This window comes from Chloroflexota bacterium (assembly GCA_014360805.1).
GTDB lineage: Bacteria > Chloroflexota > Anaerolineae > DTLA01 > DTLA01 > DTLA01.
In genome coordinates, this window is the sequence record JACIWU010000010.1 from 19,310 (window position 1) to 36,815 (window position 17,506).

Here is a 17,506-nt window from a genome sequence, read left to right on the forward strand (position 1 = left end):
TTGCGCCTTTTTTGCCTCACATCAATATGTCTGACAAAGCAACGAGGACACCCGCTGATAGTACCCCTTTCCTATTGAACCTCTCAATGTTCTGCCGTACAATTGAGGCAGATTATCGGAACTGCCAATCTGTAGAAAGGAGGCAAAGGCATGTTCTATCTGAACCGCGAGAAGGGGCAGGGATTGGTTGAGTATGCATTGATCCTCGTGCTGGTGGCCGTCGTCGTCATCGCTGTGCTGTTGCTGCTTGGCCCAGCGATCGGCAACGTGTTCAGCACCGTCATCTCCAACCTGTAGTGCATCGTCCCGAAGACCAATCCGAACACCCGGGGCAGGCCCTGCGCCAAGTGGGGCCTGCCCATCCCATTCCAACTTCATCATCCATCATCGTTAAGCCGTTTTCATACCATCATAACCCGACAGTACCTAAATCCTATTGTGAAGGCCGGATTGGGAGCATAGAATAGAGGCAAAGACGGTTGACGAGGCTTTGGTTCGCCAACCGCAGATGCTCTCAGGAAGGCAAAGGCAGGTGGCAATGATGGGAAAACGGCTGTTCCTCAAACCGCGGCGGCGCGGACAGAGCCTGGTGGAACTGGCTCTGATCATGCCCATCATCCTGATCATCATGGCATCGGTTTTTGACATCGGGCGCGTCTTGGATGCGTCCATCGTCCTGACCAACGCGGCGCGCGTGGGGGCCAGGTTCGGCGCCAACCACCCCACCTGGTACGACTCCATCCGCGCCCGCGTGGTGGATTTCGCCAACGACTCTGGGATGAACTTCACGGGGGTGCAACTAACGGGGTCCAACGTGGCCGTGTCGTCCGGCGTCGCGCCCGGCACCCCCATCGTCGTTACCATCACCTACGACCTTCCGCTCACCTTCGGCCGCGCCATCGGTGTGAACTCCATCCGAATCGTGCGCAGGGCCGAGATGATGATTCTGGTGAATCCGTGAGGTGGCGAGACTATGCTGATGCGACAGACACCCAGCGAACTGTGGCGAAGGGGCCGGCGCGGACAGGCTGCCGTGGAGTTCTCCATGGTGATCATGATCCTTGTGCTGATCATCATCGGCACCATAGACTTCTCGCGGCTGTTCTTCACCTGGGCCAGCATGGCCAACGCGGCCCGCGAAGGCGCGCGCTACGGCACCGTCTGGCCCAAACGCTGGACCGACGCCGACTACCCGCCGCCCAACAACATTGAGTTCCGCACCCGCGCCATGCTGTCCACCCTGGGTGCCGACAACGTCCAGGTGGAAATCCACTGCTATGACCAGTGGGGCGGCTGGCATGAGCACGAGCGTTACCTCTGCGTAACCGGCAACCAGATTCAGGTCATCGTGCGGGCGCAGTTCCGCAGTTGGACTCGCATCATCCCGCCCATCAACCTGGTCGCCAAGGCACGGATGGTCATAGACTGAGTCAGCCACTCCCCCCTAGACATCTTGGGAGGTGGAGAAGTGAAAGGAGCAACTTTGCAGAAGGAAAAAGGGCAGTCTCTGGTGATCGTCGCATTTGCGATGGTGGTGCTGCTGCTGTTCGCCATGTTCGCGGTGGACATCAGTTACGCCTACGTCCAGCGGCGGCAGATGCAGAACGCGGCGGACGCGGCGGCGCTGGCGGGCGCCCGCGAACTCACCATCGCCCAGGGGTCCGCGCCGGAGGAACGAATGTCCAGCGGCCAGTTGTACAACATCATTTTGGACTGGGCTCAGCGCAACCAGGCCCAGACGGTGGAGGCGCTGTACATTCGGCCTGACGAGACGACCTTCGCCATCAACGCGGGCGACGGGTCGCCGGTGCCCGACCCGGACAGGGCAGCGGGCGTCTATGTCAAGTCCTGTACCAATTTCCCCACGTTCTTCTCGCGGTTCATCGGCCTGGGCATGATGAACATGTGCGCCGAGGCCGAGGCCAGTTTCGGCGCGGCGTGGGCGGCACGCGGCCTGGCGCCGCTGGCCGTGTTGTACTCTGACTTCCAGGTTGGCGACGAGTACAGCCTGTTCGCCGGCAACTACAAGCACGCCACCGCGCGCTGGGGGTGGATGGGATGGGATTGTCAATTCCCGTCCAAGTGCTCGCCCGACGCCAACTCCCTGAAATACTGGATGGAGAACGGCTACCAGGGCTACGTGTCCCGCAACTCCAACTACATGGCCGACCCCGGCATGAAGGAATCGGTGCTCAAGCAGGCCGATGTGGGCCAGGTGCTGCTCTTGCCCGTGTTTGACAAGATCTACCAGTTCACCACCGACGAGAAGTGCAACAAGGACTCGCCGCGCTACGACCCGGACTACTGCGCCAACGCCTGCAAGAGCGACTATCCCAACGTTGTCTGCGCATACACAGACAACAACACACTCAAGGGCCAGTACTACTACCACATCATCACCTTCGCGGCCTTCAAGGTTACCAACATCGGCCAGCACCAACTGGACGGCGAGTTCGTGTCGTACATCGTGGACGGGACCTGGACGAACCCCAGCCCGTGGGACAAGGGCGTGGTCGTCATGCGCCTGACCGAGCGCGACAAGCCGACGGTAACGCCAGCCGGGTACACGCCCGCGCCCACGAACACGCCGGAGCCTACCAGCACGCCTGCCACCACACCCGATGTCATCTTTGACGACGGCGACACGGCCATCTGCGAGTACGAACCTCAGTGGCAGACGGTCTGCGGCACGGTGCAACTCCCGCCCGGCCAGACCGCGCGGCTGCAGATCGCCTGGTACGTCGTGCATCCCGACGACGTGCCCTACCAGGAAACGCAGTACATTGACTACGGCCTGGTGCAGAATGGCTCCCGCTTCTGCGTGCAGGTGTGGTGGCCGGGCATTCGGCCCGATGATGAGGTGGTGGAGAATCACATCGGCGGGATGCTGTTGGACGCGCAGACCGGCAACCCCATCATGAGCCGCGGCGCTAGCCTGGACTACTACTGGTACCCGTGGTTCTGCCCTGCGCCGACGCCAGGCCCCACCTCCACACCGACGCCCACATCCACCCCGTCGGGGCCGACGCCAACGCCGACGCCCACGGCCACCCCCTGCCTGACGCCCAACGCGCCCACGTCGCTGACGGGTAACCGGAGCGGCCAGAATGTATCCCTGGCGTGGAACGCGCCGTCCGGGCCGCCCGTTACCCAGTACAACATCTACTGGGCCACGTCCCAGAATGGCACCTACGGGTTCCTGACCAGCACCACCGGCACGTCGTATTCGTACAAGACCACAGCGGGCCGCTGGTACTACGTCAAGGCCGTCAATGGGTGCGGCGACAGCCCCGAATCCAACAAGGTTTACGTGCCGCCCAAATGACGCCGACTCAGGTGTCCTTAACACAAACAGACCAACGCTGGCGGGCAAATCTGCCCGCCAGCGCGCGTAGTCTCGGTTCCAAATCGTTGCTCGCGCCACGGGGATAGGTGCGACGCACTTCCGAAAGTGCGTCGCATCTTGGTCGCCAACACAAGACGGAGCCGAATCCGCGCGTACAGGTGGTTGCGAATTTCCGAAAACAGGGGTACAATATGCACAGACTACGAGCCGCCGTCCCTGACATGTTGACTGGAGGAGGGTCTCATGCGACGCAGATCTAGGCTTCTACTCATCCTGGGAATCCTACTGGCCATCGTCGCCATGCTCATCACGTACACGATGCTCCAGAAGCCGCAACAGCCTGCCGAGCAGCCGCCTGTCGTTACGCGGAAGGTGGCGGTCGCCCTGCAGGACATTCCCTACGGCACGCTGATTGACCCGCTGGCCGTGGAGATGCGCGACTGGCCGGTGGACACGGCCCCCGCCGACGCCATCGGCAACACGGCGGACCTGGCCGGCAAGTACGCCAAGACCGCCATCTTTGCCGGCCAGATCATCCAGGCGAAGATGATCGCTTCGCCCAGCGAACTGGCCGCCGGCGAAGGTCCCGCGTCGGTCCTCGTTCCGCTCGGCATGGTGGCCTATCCCTTCCCCATTGACGAACTCAGCGGCGTGTCCTATGCGCTGAAATCGGGCGACCGGGTTGACGTGCTTATCACGTTCCGCTTCTTGCAGGTGGACCGAGAGACCCAGGTGGCATTCCCGCTGGACCGCAACCAACCGGGCGACATCCAGGGGGTGCAGATTCCGCGGCTGGTGTCGCAACTCACGCTGCAGAACGTAGAAGTCCTGCGCGTGGGCTCCTGGTACGTGCCGCCCGTGCAGACGACGCAGCAACAACAGCCGGGCCAGCAACAACAGACGCCGGCGACCCCGCCGCCGCCCGCCGTGGTTACCCTGCTTGTGCCCCAGCAGGATGCGTTGGTGCTCCAGTTCGCCAGGGAGGCCAAGGCCACCGTAGAACTGGCCCTGCGCAACCCCAACGACCAGGAAGAGGTAACCACCCAAGCCGTTACCCTGGACTACATGCTGGCCCGATTCAACATCACGGTGCCCATCCTGAGGGACGAGTCTCTTGAGACTCTGAAGCCCGCGACCCGATAGACCGATGGGAGAAACGATCGCGTGAAGGAATGCATCGGATGACCGACGCAGGAAGCGCCCAACGCAAAATCCGCGTGCTCATCGTGGATGATATACCGGAGACCCGCGAAAGCCTCCGCAAGTTGCTGTACTTTGAGAGCGATCTGGAGGTGGTGGGCACGGCCGCCAGCGGCGAGGATGCCGTTCGGCAGACCCGCGAGACGCGGCCGGACATCGTCCTGATGGACATCAACATGCCGGGGATGGACGGCATCACGGCCACCGAGACCATCACCCAGAAGTTCCCCTACGCCCAGGTCATCATGATGTCGGTGCAGGCCGACGCCGACTACCTTCGGCGCTCCATGCTGGCGGGCGCGCGGGAGTTCCTGACCAAGCCCTTCACCGCCGACGACCTGGTGAGCAGCATTCGGCGTGTGTACGAATTGGGCCTCAGTCGGCGCATCTCCCTGGAGCAGGCCGGGGTTCCCGTGGAAGGCGTAACCGGCGTCGCCGTGAAGCCCGCCAAACCCAGGGGCAAACTCATCACCGTCTTCAGCCCCAAGGGTGGCACAGGCCGCAGCACCATCGCCGTCAACTTGGCCATCGCGCTGCAGGGCCTGGCCGACTACAAGGTGGCTCTAGTGGACGCCAGTTTGCAGTTCGGCGACGTGGCCGTGCTGCTGAACCTGCAGGCCGCCCGCAGCATCGCCGACCTTATCCCGCAGATCAAGGACCTGGACAGCGACATGATCACGGGCGTGCTCACGCCCCACTCGTCGGGCGTCAAGGCGCTCCTGGCGCCAAGCCGCCCGGAACTCGCCGACCTCGTGGCGCCCGAACACCTCAAGACCATCGTCCAGGAACTGCTCACCCTGTTTGACTTCGTCATTGTGGACACGTGGGCGTCCCTGCACGACCTGATGCTGGGCATCCTGGATATTTCGGACCGCATCCTGCTCATCACCACGCCCGACATCCCGTCCATCAAGAACGCCAAACTGTTCTTTGAGGTTACCGACGCGCTCCAATATCCCGAGGAGCGCGCCATGCTCATCATCAACATGGCCGACCGCCGCGGTGCCATCAACGTGCGCGACATTGAAGCCAGCATCAAGCACCCGGTGGCCGCCAAGATACCGCTGGACGAGCGGAGTGCCATCCAGGCGGCCAACGAAGGCGTGCCCGTGGTCTTCGGCAACCGCAAAAGCCCGCTGGCCCAGGCCATCACCGACCTGGCCCAGATGCTCGTGGCCGAACTCACGCCGAAGCCCGCCGAGCAGCCCGAAACGCCCGAACCGGCCCCGGTGCCCAAGACCCGACGCGGCCTGTTCGGACGCACCATCTGACGCACGCCAACCCGTAACAGGAGGCAGGTGCTACCATGTCGCTTCTGAAACGAATTGAGGGAACACAACCGGAAGAAAGAGCATCGCGGCTGGAAGAATTGCGAACCCGCCAGCCTGCAGCCATGACCCAGACCGAGGAGACGTACCGCGACCTCAAGGCGCGCATCCAGGAGCGCCTCGTCTCCGAGATAGACGAAAAACTGGACATCAACAAGCGCGAGGACGTGCGGCGCGCCATTGAGGAACTTTACAACTCCATCCTGGCCCAGGAAAACATCATCCTCAGCCGCACCGAGCGCCACCGAATGTTTGAGCAGATCGTGGCCGACATCATCGGCTACGGCCCCATTGAGCCGTTCCTGGCCGACCCATCCATCAACGAGATCATGGTGAACGGCCCCAACGCGGTGTACATTGAGCGGAGAGGACGCATTGAGAAGACTGCCGTCCGATTTGACGACGACGAGCACCTGCTGCGCATCATTGACCGCATCGTGGCGCCGCTGGGCCGCCGCGTGGATGAGGCCTCGCCCTATGTGGACGCGCGCCTGCCCGACGGCTCCCGCGTCAACGCCATCATCCCGCCGTTGGCGCTCAACGGCCCGGTGCTGACCATCCGAAAATTCGCCAAGATTCCAATCACCGCCGAGAACCTGGTGGAGTATGGCACGCTGACCCAGGAGGCCCTGGACTTTCTCAAGGCGTGCGTGTTGGGGCGGCTCAACATCCTAATTTCGGGTGGCACCGGCTCTGGCAAGACCACGACCCTCAACGTTCTGTCGGCCTATATCCCGAACGACGAGCGCATCATCACCATTGAGAACGCCGCCGAATTGCAACTGCGCCAGGAACACGTGGTAACGCTGGAGTCGCGCCCGCCCAACATTGAGGGCAAAGGAGAGGTTACCATCCGCGACCTGGTCATCAACTCGCTGCGCATGCGTCCCGACCGCATCATCGTGGGCGAGGTGCGCGGCGCCGAGGCGCTGGATATGCTCCAGGCCATGAACACCGGCCACGATGGCTCCATGACCACCCTGCACGCCAACAGCCCGCGCGACGCCCTGTCGCGCTTGGAGACCATGGTGCTCATGGCTGGCATGGAACTGCCGCACCGCGCCATCCGCGAGCAGATCGCCTCGGCCATTGACCTCATCGTGCATCAGGAGCGTATGCGCGACGGCGTCCGCCGCGTTGTCAGCATCGCCGAGGTCATCGGCATGGAGGGCGACACCATTGTCATGCAGGACATCTTCCGCTTCCAGCAGGTCGGCGTGGAAGATGGCAAGGTCATCGGGCGGCTGCGCCCGACGGGTATTCGTCCGAAGTTCATGGAGAAACTGGAGGCCGCCAACATTCGCGTTCCGTCGGATACCTTTGGCATCGTAAAGAAGATTTCGTGAGGCCGCGGGGTGTGGGCGTTCATGGGGCGCTCACGCGGCCCGCATCTGTGATGTGGAGTAGGCAATGCCTGCATCCTTGATTGCGTCCATTCTGTTGGGTTTGGGAGTGCTGTTGATCTTCATCGGCCTGGCCGGCGCGCTTTCGGGGCGCGACCCGCGCGTGTCGTCGCGCCTGGACCAGTACGCCGCCCGCGAGGACGGGCTGGCGTCGCCCTCGGGCGGGCAGGGAGTTCAGGTTACCTCCACCCTGAATCAGATGATCGGCCGGCAGAAATTCGCGGCCAACCTGGCCACGCAACTGGCCCGCGCTGACCTGAAACTCACCGTCTCCGAGTTCGTGCTGCTCAACCTCGCGACAACCTTGCTCGGATTCCTGTTCTTCCTGGTGCTCAAGCGCGACCTGTTCCTCGCGGTGCTTGGGGGCGTGGCCGGCTACTTCCTGCCCAGAATCTGGATGCGCCGCAGGCAGAGCAAGCGCATCAAGGACTTCAACAACCAACTGGGCGACACCATCACGCTCCTAGCCAACTCCCTGCGCTCCGGCTACAGCCTGCTGCAATCCATGGAGACCGTGGCGAAAGAACTGTCGCCGCCAGTGTCCACCGAGTTTGAGCGCGTCGTCCGCGAAATCGGCCTGGGCCTGTCCTACGAGCAGGCCATGAACAACATGCTGCGCCGCGTGCCCAGCCCCGACCTGGATCTGATGATCACCGCCATCAACGTGCAGCACGAGGTGGGCGGCAACCTCGCCGAAATCCTGGAGACCATCGGGTTCACCATCCGCGAGCGCATCCGCATCCAGGGCGAGATTCGCGTGCTAACCGCGCAGCAGACCGGCACGGGCATCATCGTGGGCCTGCTTCCTTTTGCCGTTGGGCTGATCCTGTACCTCATCAACGCCGACTATATCCTGTCGCTGTTCCGGGAACCCTGCGGCTGGGCCATGGTCGCCATGATTTTCATCCTCATCGGTTCGGGGTTCGCCATCATTCGGCGCATCATCCAGATTGAGGTGTAGTCCGAGGGAGGAACAAGCCATGCTGGTTCCGATGTTCGTATCCTTGCTCGTGGGCCTGTCCATCTTGTTGATTTTCGCGGCGCTTGCGGGCACCAAGGAACCCACGCCTCTGGAGCAGCGCCTGGCCGAATACGGCGCACGCCCGCTGACGTTGGAGGAACTGGAACTGTCGCAGCCGTTCTCCGAGCGCGTCGTCAAGCCGCTCATTCATGCCAGCGCGCGGTTCGTAACCCGCTTCCTCCCCAAGCAATACGTGGAGTCCACGAGGCTGAAACTGGAGGCCGCGGGCAACCCCAACAACTGGAGCGCCACCGACTTCCTCGGCGTGCGGGGTCTGGCGGGCGTCATGCTGGGCGCTCTGGCGTTCCTGTTTTTGAATGCTCTAAAGGCGCCGGTCTCTCAGCGTTTTCTCCTCACGATTGTCTTTGCGCTCCTGGGATTCCAACTGCCGGTCATCTGGCTTGGGGGCAAGATTCGCGCGCGAAAGAACGAGATCATCCGCGCCCTGCCCGACGCGCTGGACCTGCTGACCATCAGCGTGGAGGCGGGCCTGGGGTTTGACGCCGCCATGGCGAAGGTCAACGAGAAGTGGGACAACGAACTGAGCCGCGCGTTCGGGCGCGCCATCGCCGAAATGCGCATGGGCCAGAGCCGCCGCGAGGCGCTGCGTAACCTGGCCGCCCGCATGGACGTGCCCGAGGTTACCAACTTCGTCGCCGCCGTGATCCAGGCCGACCAACTCGGCGTGAGCATCGCCAAAGTCCTGCGCATCCAGTCCGAGCAGATGCGTATCCGGAGGCGGCAGCGCGCCGAAGAGAAAGCCCAGCAGGCCCCGCTCAAGATGACCTTCCCGCTGGTCCTGCTCATCTTCCCGAGCATCTACATCCTGCTACTGGGGCCTGCCATTCTTATCCTCATCCACTCTAACATTTTCGGGACGCTGTTTTGATCGTCATCAACCGCTCCAAACAAACGACGCTCGCCCGCCAGGCGAAGGCCGCGCGGACCTTCTGGCAACGCCTGCGCGGGCTGATGTTCGCGAAAGCCCTGGCTGAAGGCGAGGCCCTGGTTCTCGTCGGCGACAGCAGCATCCACACCTTCTTCATGCGCTTCCCGATAGACGTGCTGTACCTGGACCGCGAGGGGCGGGTGCTCCGCGCCCAGGACTCCATGCGCCCCTGGCGGGTCGGCCCCCTGGTGCGCGGCTGCCGCTACATCGTGGAACTCCCGCCCGCGACGATTCGCCGCACGCAGACCGAGGTGGGCGACCTCATCGCCTTGGGCGATGCGGAGGGCTGACGCGATGAGCCGCGCAATGGCATGGGCCAGGACGCTGGATGCCCTCTTGGACTGGGTTTTCCCGCCCAAATGCGGCGGATGCGGGCGCGCGGGGCAGTGGCTCTGCGACGAGTGCATGTCAAGGATAAGTTACATCCGCACAGGGCCGCGCCCGCTCCACGCCAGGCCCGCGCCGCAATGGGGCGAATCGGCCCTGCGCGGCATCTACTCGGTCGCCTGGTTTGAGGAGCCTCTCCGCTCGGCCATCCACAACTTCAAGTACAACGGGCAACGGGTATTGGCCAAGCCCCTGTCGGGCCTTCTCGTGCGCGAATGGGAGGGGCTTCGCCTCCCCGTGGATGCCGTTGTCGCCGTCCCGCTGCACCCCAGCCGGCAACGGGAACGGGGCTACAATCAGTCCTATCTGCTGGCCGCGGAGTTCAGCCGCGCCGCCGGAATCCCCACAATCCGAAATGGCCTGCGGCGCGTGCGGCAAACCCTGCCCCAGGTGGAGCTGGACGCCGCCGAGCGTTGGCAGAACGTCCACGACGCCTTCCGCGGCGACCCCGCGGCGCTGTCGGGCAAGGCCATCCTGCTGGTGGACGACGTGTGCACCACCGGCGCGACGCTGGAAGCCTGCGGGCGGGCCGCGCTGGAAGCCGGGGCGCGGGCCGTCTGGGCCATGACAGTCGCCCGCCCCAGGTTGCCGCACGGCGACAGGGAGTAACGCCATGTTCCAGATGTCTCTCTTCTCCCAACCTACCCGCCCGTTCACCGTCAGCGAGATCACCGCGCGCATCAAGATGCTCGTGGAGGACGATCCGACGCTGGGGGATGTGTGGGTGGAGGGCGAGGTCTCCAACCTGTCCCGCCCCTCGTCGGGGCACGTGTACTTCAGCCTGAAAGACGCTGGCGCCCGCATCGCGTGCGTGATGTGGCGCACCGCCGCCACGCGGGTCACCTACTTCCCCCAGGACGGCGACCGGGTTCTGGCCCACGGCCGAATCGGCGTGTACGAAGCCCAGGGGGTGTACCAACTGTATGTGGAGGAAATCCAGCCCGCGGGGTTGGGCGAGTACTACGTGCAACTGGCGCGGCTCAAGGAGCGCCTGCGCGCCGAAGGGCTGTTCGCCGAGGAGCGCAAACGCCCGCTGCCGCAGTTCCCGCGGCACATCGGCATTGCGACCTCGCCCGACGGGGCCGCGCTGCGCGATATCCTGCACGTCTTGCGCCGACGGTTCCCGTGCGTCGCGGCGACGCTGGCCCCTGCCCAGGTGCAGGGCGCGGAAGCCCCCGACCAGATCGTGGCGGCCCTGGAGGCGCTCAACCGCCACACCGATTGCGATGTGCTTATCGTGGCGCGCGGGGGCGGCTCCCTGGAAGAACTCGCCGCCTTCAACGACGAGCGCGTGGCCAGGGCGATCTTCCGCTCCCGCATCCCCGTCGTTACCGGCATCGGCCACGAGACCGACTTCACCATCGCAGACCTGGTGGCCGACCGCCGCGCGCCGACGCCGACCGCCGCTGCCGAAATCGTTACGCCCGACCGCACCGAGTTGACCGCCGCGCTGGACAACCTGCGGGTGCGAATGGGCAGCATCGGCGCGCGCCGAATCCAGGCGCTCGCCGAACGTCTCGCCTACGTGCGCAAGGCGCTGGTGCGCGCTTCGCCCCAGGCCCAGATCATGAGCCGCCGCCAACGCACCGACGAGTACGCCCACCGAATCACCCTGATGGCCCGACAAAGCCTGGCCCGCCAGCGCGCCGCGCTGACGGCGCTGGCGAGCCGCCTGGAGACCGCATCGCCCCAGGCCACGCTGGCCCGCGGATATGCCATCGTGTCGCTCGTGCCGTCGGGGAGCGTCGTATCCAGCACGCAGCAGGTGCGCCCAGGCGATCGCATTCGCGTTCAGGTAAGCGATGGCCGATTCCACGGACGCGTTACCGATGGGCAAGATGCCAAGGAGAGCGAAACGCCATGAATGATATGCCGGACATAGAGGCCCTGTCCTTTGAGGAAGCCTTCCGCGAACTGGAAGATTTGGTGGAACGGATGGAAACGGGAAATCTGCCGCTGGAGGAGACCATCCGCCTGTTTGAGCGCGGCAGCCTTCTCGCCCGCCACTGCCAGAATCTGCTGGACAAGGCCGAACTGAAACTCCAACAGTTGACCGCGTCGCCCAACGGAGAGGCGACGATTGCCCCTTTTGACGAGGGCAGCCGCTAGACCGCGTCGGACTAGGGGGTGGCCGGCGTCGCCACGGGGGTGGGCGTCGGCGTGCCCACCAGGCGCACCAGGTCGTCGTAGGAGCGCATCCGCGCCACCGTGAACAGAAAATCCCGCAGCGAGGCCGACGCCCGTCGCAGGGATTGGAGTTGCGGCCCGATAGGGCTTACCGAGCCTGGCCCGGTGGCATACGAGCCGTGGAAGGCGAAATAGGCCTGGTTCAACTTGCGGATGTAGTAGCCGTGCTCCTGGAGTTCCAGCCGCCGCTGCTCCATGTAGGCCTCGGCCTCGTCCACGCGCCCCTGCGCCAGCAACTCGTCCGTGCGGAGCCGCGTTTCCCGCATGAAGGTGTTGTAGTCAAACGCCGGCGGCTCCGTGGGCTTCGGCGCGGGGGTTGGCGCAGGCCGCGGCTCCCGCACGTATTCGGGATAGTAGCGCCGCGCCAGATACTGCCCGATCTCCTCGCCCACGATGTCGGCCACCGTCTCGTTCATCGTCGTCAATTCGCCCGAAGTCCCGTAGGCCCAGCCCAGCGGGTAGAAGGCCAGGAAGTCATGCACCCACTCATGCGGCATCGTGTCCAGCACGAACCCCAGGCCGTAGATTTCGGGGATTATCGCCGGATACGTGGACAGCCCGCCGATGTGGGTTACAAGCCCCGAATACCCCATGTCCCGAACGGCGTCCTCAATCTCTTCCATCTCGGCCACGGTCAGGTCGGGGATGAGCAGGTAGTCCGCGCGGCGCTCAATGCGCTCGCGGGGCGAGACAACCAGCAGCAGCGGTAAGTCCACGAACTCGCTGGTAACGGGCGGCCAGATGACATCCCACCACAGGATGCGCGTGTGCAGGTTGTTTTCGCGGAGCGCGCGCGTTACCTGCAGCGCCAGGATGTCCTCGGCCTTGTCTTCCAGCGCGTCGCGCTTCGCGTACAGCGCGTTCAACTCGGACTGAATCTCCGCCGCCCGCGCCGACATGTGCAGTTTCTGCGCCGCGAGGCGCTCGGCCTCGGCCCGCAGGCTCCCGATGCGCGCCGCAACGTCAAAGAACTCGCGTACCGTGCCCGTGTCGCCCTCGTCCAGGCGCGAGCCGCGGATGAGTTGCAGGGCCTTGTCGGCCAGCGCCTGCGCCTCCCACGCCGCGATGCTGAACCGCTTGCCCGCCGTGAGGACTTCAAGGCGCTGTTCCAGCACCTTGGTGTGGGGGTAGGCGTCCGAGCGGAGGCCAATGAGCAACAGGAGCAGGAACAGCGCGGTTGCCGCCGCGTGGGAAGATCTGGAGACGGCCCGCCTGATGCGCCGTAACCTACCGCCCACGGGCAATCCTCCGCGCCATCTGCACCCGACGGAAGGCATAGTAGGCCATCAGGACGCTCAGGAGCAGGCCATGGCCGCCGTCCTTGTAGCCCTGGAGTTGGACAAACCTGCGCCAGAATTCGCGCAGGGGCTGGCCCACCAACCCACGGGCGCGCGGCACAACGCCCGACTCCAACAGAATCCGCGCCTCGTACTCGGTGTAGCGGCCCTGCTTTTGCAGGAACTGCCGCACCGTGTCGTAGTTGTAGTGGGTGAGCGGGTTGCGCAGGTAGCCCTCCCCGCCGTCTAGCAGGCCCACCTCGTGCACCTCGCGCGCAGGGTCGTAGCGCGCGAACCCGCGCTTCAGCAGGCGCATCTGGTAGTCGGGCGACCAGCCCGTGTGGCGGATGTGCTTGCCCCAGATGATGTTCTTGCGGGGAACCCACCACCCCACTTCGGGGCGGTGGACGACCTGGCGGATTTCGGCGCCGAGTTCGGGCGTGGCGCGCTCGTCGGCGTCCACGAAGAAAATCCAGTCGGCGGCCACCTGCTCCAGGGCGGCATTGCGCTGCGAGGCGTAGCCGCGGAAGGCGTGCTGGATCACGCGCGCGCCCGACGCGCGGGCGATGTCCACCGTCGCGTCGTCGCTGAACGAGTCAAAGACCACGCGCTCGTCTGCCCAGGCCAGGGTAGCCAGGCAGTCGGCGATGTGCCGCGCCTCGTTTTTCGTCAATACGACCGCTGCGATCTTCATGCCGTCTATCCGTTCTATGCGTCTCGGCGGTGAAAATTCGTTCGCGCAGATTCGCGTTATTCGCGGTTGAATCCCCTCGCCGGCGTACCGGGCAACGAATCACAGCGCCGCGACGCGCGCGTAGGCCGAAAGCAGCGCCCGCGCCTCGGCTTCTGCAATCTGGCTCCGCGCCAACCGCCGCCGAATTCGGGCGCCGTCCACCCGCATCAGCAGCCGCACCCAGCGCCGCACCCATCCGGCGTACCGCGCCCCGCGGTGCTTCTCGTACAGGCGGAAGCGGCTACGCCACAGCGCCACGAACATCTCCTCGCGGAATCGGCGGGTCGTCCCGGCGCCGTGGTGCATCACTTCCGCCGTCGGCACGCACAGCACCTCCCACCCTGCCTTGCGCATCCGCCAGCACCAGTCAATCTCCTCGCAGTACATGAAGAAGCCCTCGTCCAGCGGCCCCACCTGGCGCACCGTCTCGGCGCGCACCATCAGCGCCGCCCCCAGCGGGTGATCCACCGGAAACGGCTCCGCGCCCTGGTACAGGCGGCGCGGGTAGCGCCCGTTCACCCGCGAGTCAAGCAGGCGGGGATGGAGCGGGAAGAAGTCCAGGAAAATCTGCGCGAAGCCGGGGAACCGAAAGGCCGAGTGCTGGAACGAGCCGTCCGGGTACACCAGCCGCGCACCCACCGCGCCCACATTGGGCCGCGCATCCAGCACGCGCACCAGGGCGCCCAGGGCGTCGCCGCGCACCTCGGCGTCGGAGTTCAGCAGCATGACGTGCCGGGCGTCCGAGCGGGCGATGGCCTGATTGTTGGCGGCGGCGAACCCGCGATTGTCGGCGTTGGCGATGAGGCGCGCCTGGGGGAACTCGGCCCGCACCATGTCGGCGCTGCCGTCCGCCGAGGCGTTGTCCACCACCCACACCTCGCCGCGCAGGCCCGACCGCGCCAGGCCATCCAAAGCCGAGCGCACGCACGCCCGCGTCAGGTCTCGCGTGTTGTAACTCACGATGATGATGGAGAGATCTTGCATAGCCAGTAGCCTTCAGCCATTAGCCACTAGCCTTTAGCCATTCGCCTTTAGCGCTGGGCCACTGGCCAATCGCCTTGCGCCTCGGGCTAAAGGCTAACGGCCAACGGCAAACGGCTAGTATGCAATGTCAATCGTCTGCGCGTCCACGTGATCCAGCAGAATCCGCACGTCCTCGTGGATCAGGCCGGCCCAGAAGTGGGGCGAGGTTCTGGGCGGCTTGTCGGTGATGCGGATGAAGCCGGTTACGGTGGCGCGCTGGCCAGGCATCAGGTACTTGCCCTCGCCGATGACCGTCAGTTGGTCGTCGGGCGCCAGCGCCCAGCGGTACGGATAGGGCCGCCCGCTGCTGTTGCCCTCAAAGTCAATGCCCACACGCCAGGCCCCCGGCGATTCGGCATAGCCCAACGTGTTGAAGTTCTGGCTGCTGGTGTACAGCGTCCCCGGCGCAGGGCCTGTCGTTCGCACCGGCACCGACCCGATATTCTCCACGGTCAGGGTGAAGGCGAGAACCTGCCCGATGGGCACCACCCTGGGATAGAACTCCACCGCCGCCTGCACGATGTCCACGCGGGGCACGCCGCCGTCGGCGATCTCCAGCGTGCTCGTAACCACGGTGAAGTTGCCCACCTTGTCCCGCGCCTCGGCCCGCACCTCGTACAGGCCGTCGGGCGGCGGCGTCGCGCCCTCATCCACGCCCCCGGCGTAGTCGTAGATGTGCGTCCCGACCTCGCCGGGCTTCACCACGCCTTCCTGCTCGGCCAGCGGGAACCGATTGCCGTCCTTATCCACCAGGAACACGCGCACATCGGCGGGTTTGGTCAGGTAGTAGGACACCTTCACGCGGTCGTCGTACCCGTCCTGGTTCGGCGTGAACCGTTGCGGGTACACGCTGAAGTTCAGCAACTCGGGTGGGGTCGTGTCGGCGTCGCGCAGCGACAGCGTGCGGCTGACGCGGTGCGTGCGGCCCTCGCTATCCACCGCCTCCACCACCAACTCGTAGTCGCCGTCGGGGAGCATTCGGCCGTCCACCACCCCGCCAAAATCCACGCCATACCGCCCCGCCGAGCGTCGCTGCGCCTTGCGGAAGTAGTGTCGCCCTCCCTGCGCGTCCACCAGGTAGATGGACAAGTCGGCGTTGCCCGTCAGCCGATAGGAGATGCGCGTTACATCGGTTACGCCATCGGCGTTGGGCGTAATCTGGCTTGGGCTGACATCCACCTCCGACAGGAGCGGACGCGCCCCGCATCCGACCAGGAGCAGTGCCGCCAGCGCCAGAAAACCCACCAGGAACGGAACCCAGACTGACTTCCTCAAGACACCTCCTCCACCTTGCGCGAGGCCGCTGCCACCGCCTTGGCCCTCTCCGTGCGCACCATATAGACGCTCAGCCCGGCCATCGCCAGGACGATGAAAGCAATGGTAATCAGAACCTGCTGGATGCCCCAGATGTCGGCCAGCCCTCCCGTGGCGGGCATCGGCAGCGTGGATGCCGCATTGGCCAGCACGATCTGCGTGGAGATCACCCTGCCCCGCATGTAGGGAGCGGGGCGCTCCTGCAAGATTGTGCGCGCGGGAATCATCGTCAGCGCGAACCCAAAGCCCGCGAGGGCAACGGCGACCGCCAGGCCCAGCAAATGCAGCCCCTTCAGCATCGTGAGCAGCGAGAAGCCCAGCAGCCCCGCCCCGAATAGCGTCAACCCCAGGGCCGACCACGCCTGCCGCGACATGCGCAGCCCGTGGCGGCTGGAGATGAACATCAGGCCGCCGACGAACCCCAGGCCCGCGGGCAGCGCCGCATACGCTACATCGGCCACGTGCTTGCCCAGGATGCGGTTGGCGAAACCGGGCGCCAATGTGGACACCGCTAGCACCGACGTGGCGGCTAGCACCATCTGGATCACCGCCAGCCACACGAAGCGGTCGCTGGCGATATAGGCCCAGCCCTGCCTCAAGTCGGCCAGGGCGGAGAAGAATCCGTTCTTGACCGTCGGCTTGGTCGGGTCAAACTCCGAACCGCTGCGCGGGAGGCCGGCGATGGCCGCCCACGACAGGACATACAAGACGGTGCTCACGACGCCCACGAGCCACGCCCCGCCGAGTTTTAGCAGAATTGGCGCGATGAGGATCACGCCCACGCCCTGCGAGACCACCGACGACAGGTTGAACAGCGAGTTGGCGCCCATCAACTGCTCCGCCGTTACGTAGCGCGGGATCGCTGACGCCTCCGCCGACACGACAAACTGCGCCAGCGCCGACAGCAGGAAGTTGCAGATGTAGATCACCCACAGCAGCGACGACGTATGCGGCGCGAAATACATGGCCAGCGCGAACCCAATCCCGATGGGAACCCGCAGGATGCACCCCAACTTGATGACCGCGATGCGGTCGTGGCGGTCCACATACGGCCCCGCGATCAGCCCGAAGAGGAACCCGGGCAGCGTGCTGGAGAAGATCATCAGGCCAACCTGCGTGCTGGAATGGGTGATCTCCTCCACCAGCGCCATGGAGGCGAAATACAGCGCAAAGTTCCCCACCAGCGCCGTGAATTGCGACAGGCAAAGCCCCCTCACGCAGGAGTTCGCCAATAGCCGTCTCGGTGCAGCGTACTCTTTCAATGCCCCCTCACAGAAGGTTGGTGTGCAGCGGATCGCAGCGCAGCCCCGCATCGTCGCGCAGACAGTGCGCCTGTGG

General features: G+C 64.9%; 18 protein-coding genes. 13 read left to right on the forward strand and 5 right to left on the reverse strand.

Going from position 1 to position 17,506, the window contains the following annotated elements; all coding sequences use genetic code 11:
* The first annotated feature begins 150 nt into the window (after positions 1-150).
* From H5T65_02960 to xseB, 13 genes are all read left to right on the forward strand, one after another.
* The gene (locus tag H5T65_02960) at positions 151-297 is read left to right on the forward strand and encodes a Flp family type IVb pilin (protein MBC7258185.1); all 147 of its coding nucleotides are present in this window, start codon (positions 151-153) and stop codon (positions 295-297) included.
* A 241-nt stretch (positions 298-538) separates the two neighbouring features.
* On the forward strand, positions 539-961 hold the full coding sequence (locus H5T65_02965) for a pilus assembly protein (protein MBC7258186.1): 423 nt from the start codon (positions 539-541) through the stop codon (positions 959-961).
* A gap of 12 nt (positions 962-973) precedes the next feature.
* Positions 974-1,429, forward strand: coding sequence for a pilus assembly protein (locus H5T65_02970; GenBank protein MBC7258187.1), 456 nt, complete (start codon positions 974-976; stop codon positions 1,427-1,429).
* A gap of 39 nt (positions 1,430-1,468) precedes the next feature.
* The gene (locus tag H5T65_02975; protein ID MBC7258188.1) at positions 1,469-3,325 is read left to right on the forward strand and encodes a hypothetical protein; all 1,857 of its coding nucleotides are present in this window, start codon (positions 1,469-1,471) and stop codon (positions 3,323-3,325) included.
* Between the two features lie 264 nt (positions 3,326-3,589).
* The gene (cpaB, locus tag H5T65_02980; protein MBC7258189.1) at positions 3,590-4,489 is read left to right on the forward strand and encodes a Flp pilus assembly protein CpaB; all 900 of its coding nucleotides are present in this window, start codon (positions 3,590-3,592) and stop codon (positions 4,487-4,489) included.
* 38 nt (positions 4,490-4,527) lie between these two features.
* Positions 4,528-5,817 carry a response regulator gene (locus H5T65_02985; GenBank protein ID MBC7258190.1) on the forward strand — a complete coding sequence of 430 codons (1,290 nt, stop codon included), beginning with the start codon at positions 4,528-4,530 and terminating at the stop codon, positions 5,815-5,817.
* Positions 5,818-5,852: 35 nt separating this feature from the next.
* The gene (locus H5T65_02990; GenBank protein MBC7258191.1) at positions 5,853-7,220 is read left to right on the forward strand and encodes a CpaF family protein; all 1,368 of its coding nucleotides are present in this window, start codon (positions 5,853-5,855) and stop codon (positions 7,218-7,220) included.
* Positions 7,221-7,284: 64 nt separating this feature from the next.
* The gene (locus H5T65_02995; GenBank protein MBC7258192.1) at positions 7,285-8,238 is read left to right on the forward strand and encodes a type II secretion system F family protein; all 954 of its coding nucleotides are present in this window, start codon (positions 7,285-7,287) and stop codon (positions 8,236-8,238) included.
* Between the two features lie 19 nt (positions 8,239-8,257).
* Entirely contained in the window at positions 8,258-9,187 is a 930-nt protein-coding gene (locus tag H5T65_03000) for a type II secretion system F family protein (protein MBC7258193.1), read from the forward strand.
* Positions 9,184-9,537 carry a DUF192 domain-containing protein gene (locus H5T65_03005; protein MBC7258194.1) on the forward strand — a complete coding sequence of 118 codons (354 nt, stop codon included), beginning with the start codon at positions 9,184-9,186 and terminating at the stop codon, positions 9,535-9,537. The genes H5T65_03000 and H5T65_03005 overlap by 4 nt, the downstream gene beginning before the upstream one ends.
* A 4-nt stretch (positions 9,538-9,541) precedes the next feature.
* A complete protein-coding gene (locus H5T65_03010; protein ID MBC7258195.1) occupies positions 9,542-10,243 on the forward strand; it encodes a ComF family protein in 702 nt (233 codons plus the stop codon).
* Between the two features lie 4 nt (positions 10,244-10,247).
* A complete protein-coding gene (gene xseA, locus H5T65_03015; GenBank protein ID MBC7258196.1) occupies positions 10,248-11,498 on the forward strand; it encodes an exodeoxyribonuclease VII large subunit in 1,251 nt (416 codons plus the stop codon).
* Positions 11,495-11,743, forward strand: a complete 249-nt coding sequence (gene xseB / locus H5T65_03020) for an exodeoxyribonuclease VII small subunit (GenBank protein ID MBC7258197.1) — start codon at positions 11,495-11,497, stop codon at positions 11,741-11,743. The genes xseA and xseB overlap by 4 nt, the downstream gene beginning before the upstream one ends.
* Positions 11,744-11,754: 11 nt before the next feature.
* Here xseB and H5T65_03025 read toward each other — a convergent pair whose 3' ends face one another.
* The 5 genes from H5T65_03025 to H5T65_03045 form a co-directional block, all read right to left on the reverse strand.
* Entirely contained in the window at positions 11,755-13,059 is a 1,305-nt protein-coding gene (locus H5T65_03025) for a hypothetical protein (protein ID MBC7258198.1), read from the reverse strand.
* The gene (locus tag H5T65_03030; protein ID MBC7258199.1) at positions 13,049-13,792 is read right to left on the reverse strand and encodes a glycosyltransferase family 2 protein; all 744 of its coding nucleotides are present in this window, start codon (positions 13,790-13,792) and stop codon (positions 13,049-13,051) included. The genes H5T65_03025 and H5T65_03030 overlap by 11 nt, the downstream gene beginning before the upstream one ends.
* Positions 13,793-13,891: 99 nt before the next feature.
* A complete protein-coding gene (locus tag H5T65_03035; GenBank protein MBC7258200.1) occupies positions 13,892-14,815 on the reverse strand; it encodes a glycosyltransferase family 2 protein in 924 nt (307 codons plus the stop codon).
* A 114-nt stretch (positions 14,816-14,929) separates the two neighbouring features.
* Positions 14,930-16,129, reverse strand: coding sequence for a hypothetical protein (locus H5T65_03040; protein ID MBC7258201.1), 1,200 nt, complete (start codon positions 16,127-16,129; stop codon positions 14,930-14,932).
* Entirely contained in the window at positions 16,126-17,385 is a 1,260-nt protein-coding gene (locus H5T65_03045; protein ID MBC7258202.1) for an MFS transporter, read from the reverse strand. Before H5T65_03045 ends, H5T65_03040 begins: the two co-directional genes overlap by 4 nt.
* Between the last annotated feature and the right edge of the window lie 121 nt (positions 17,386-17,506).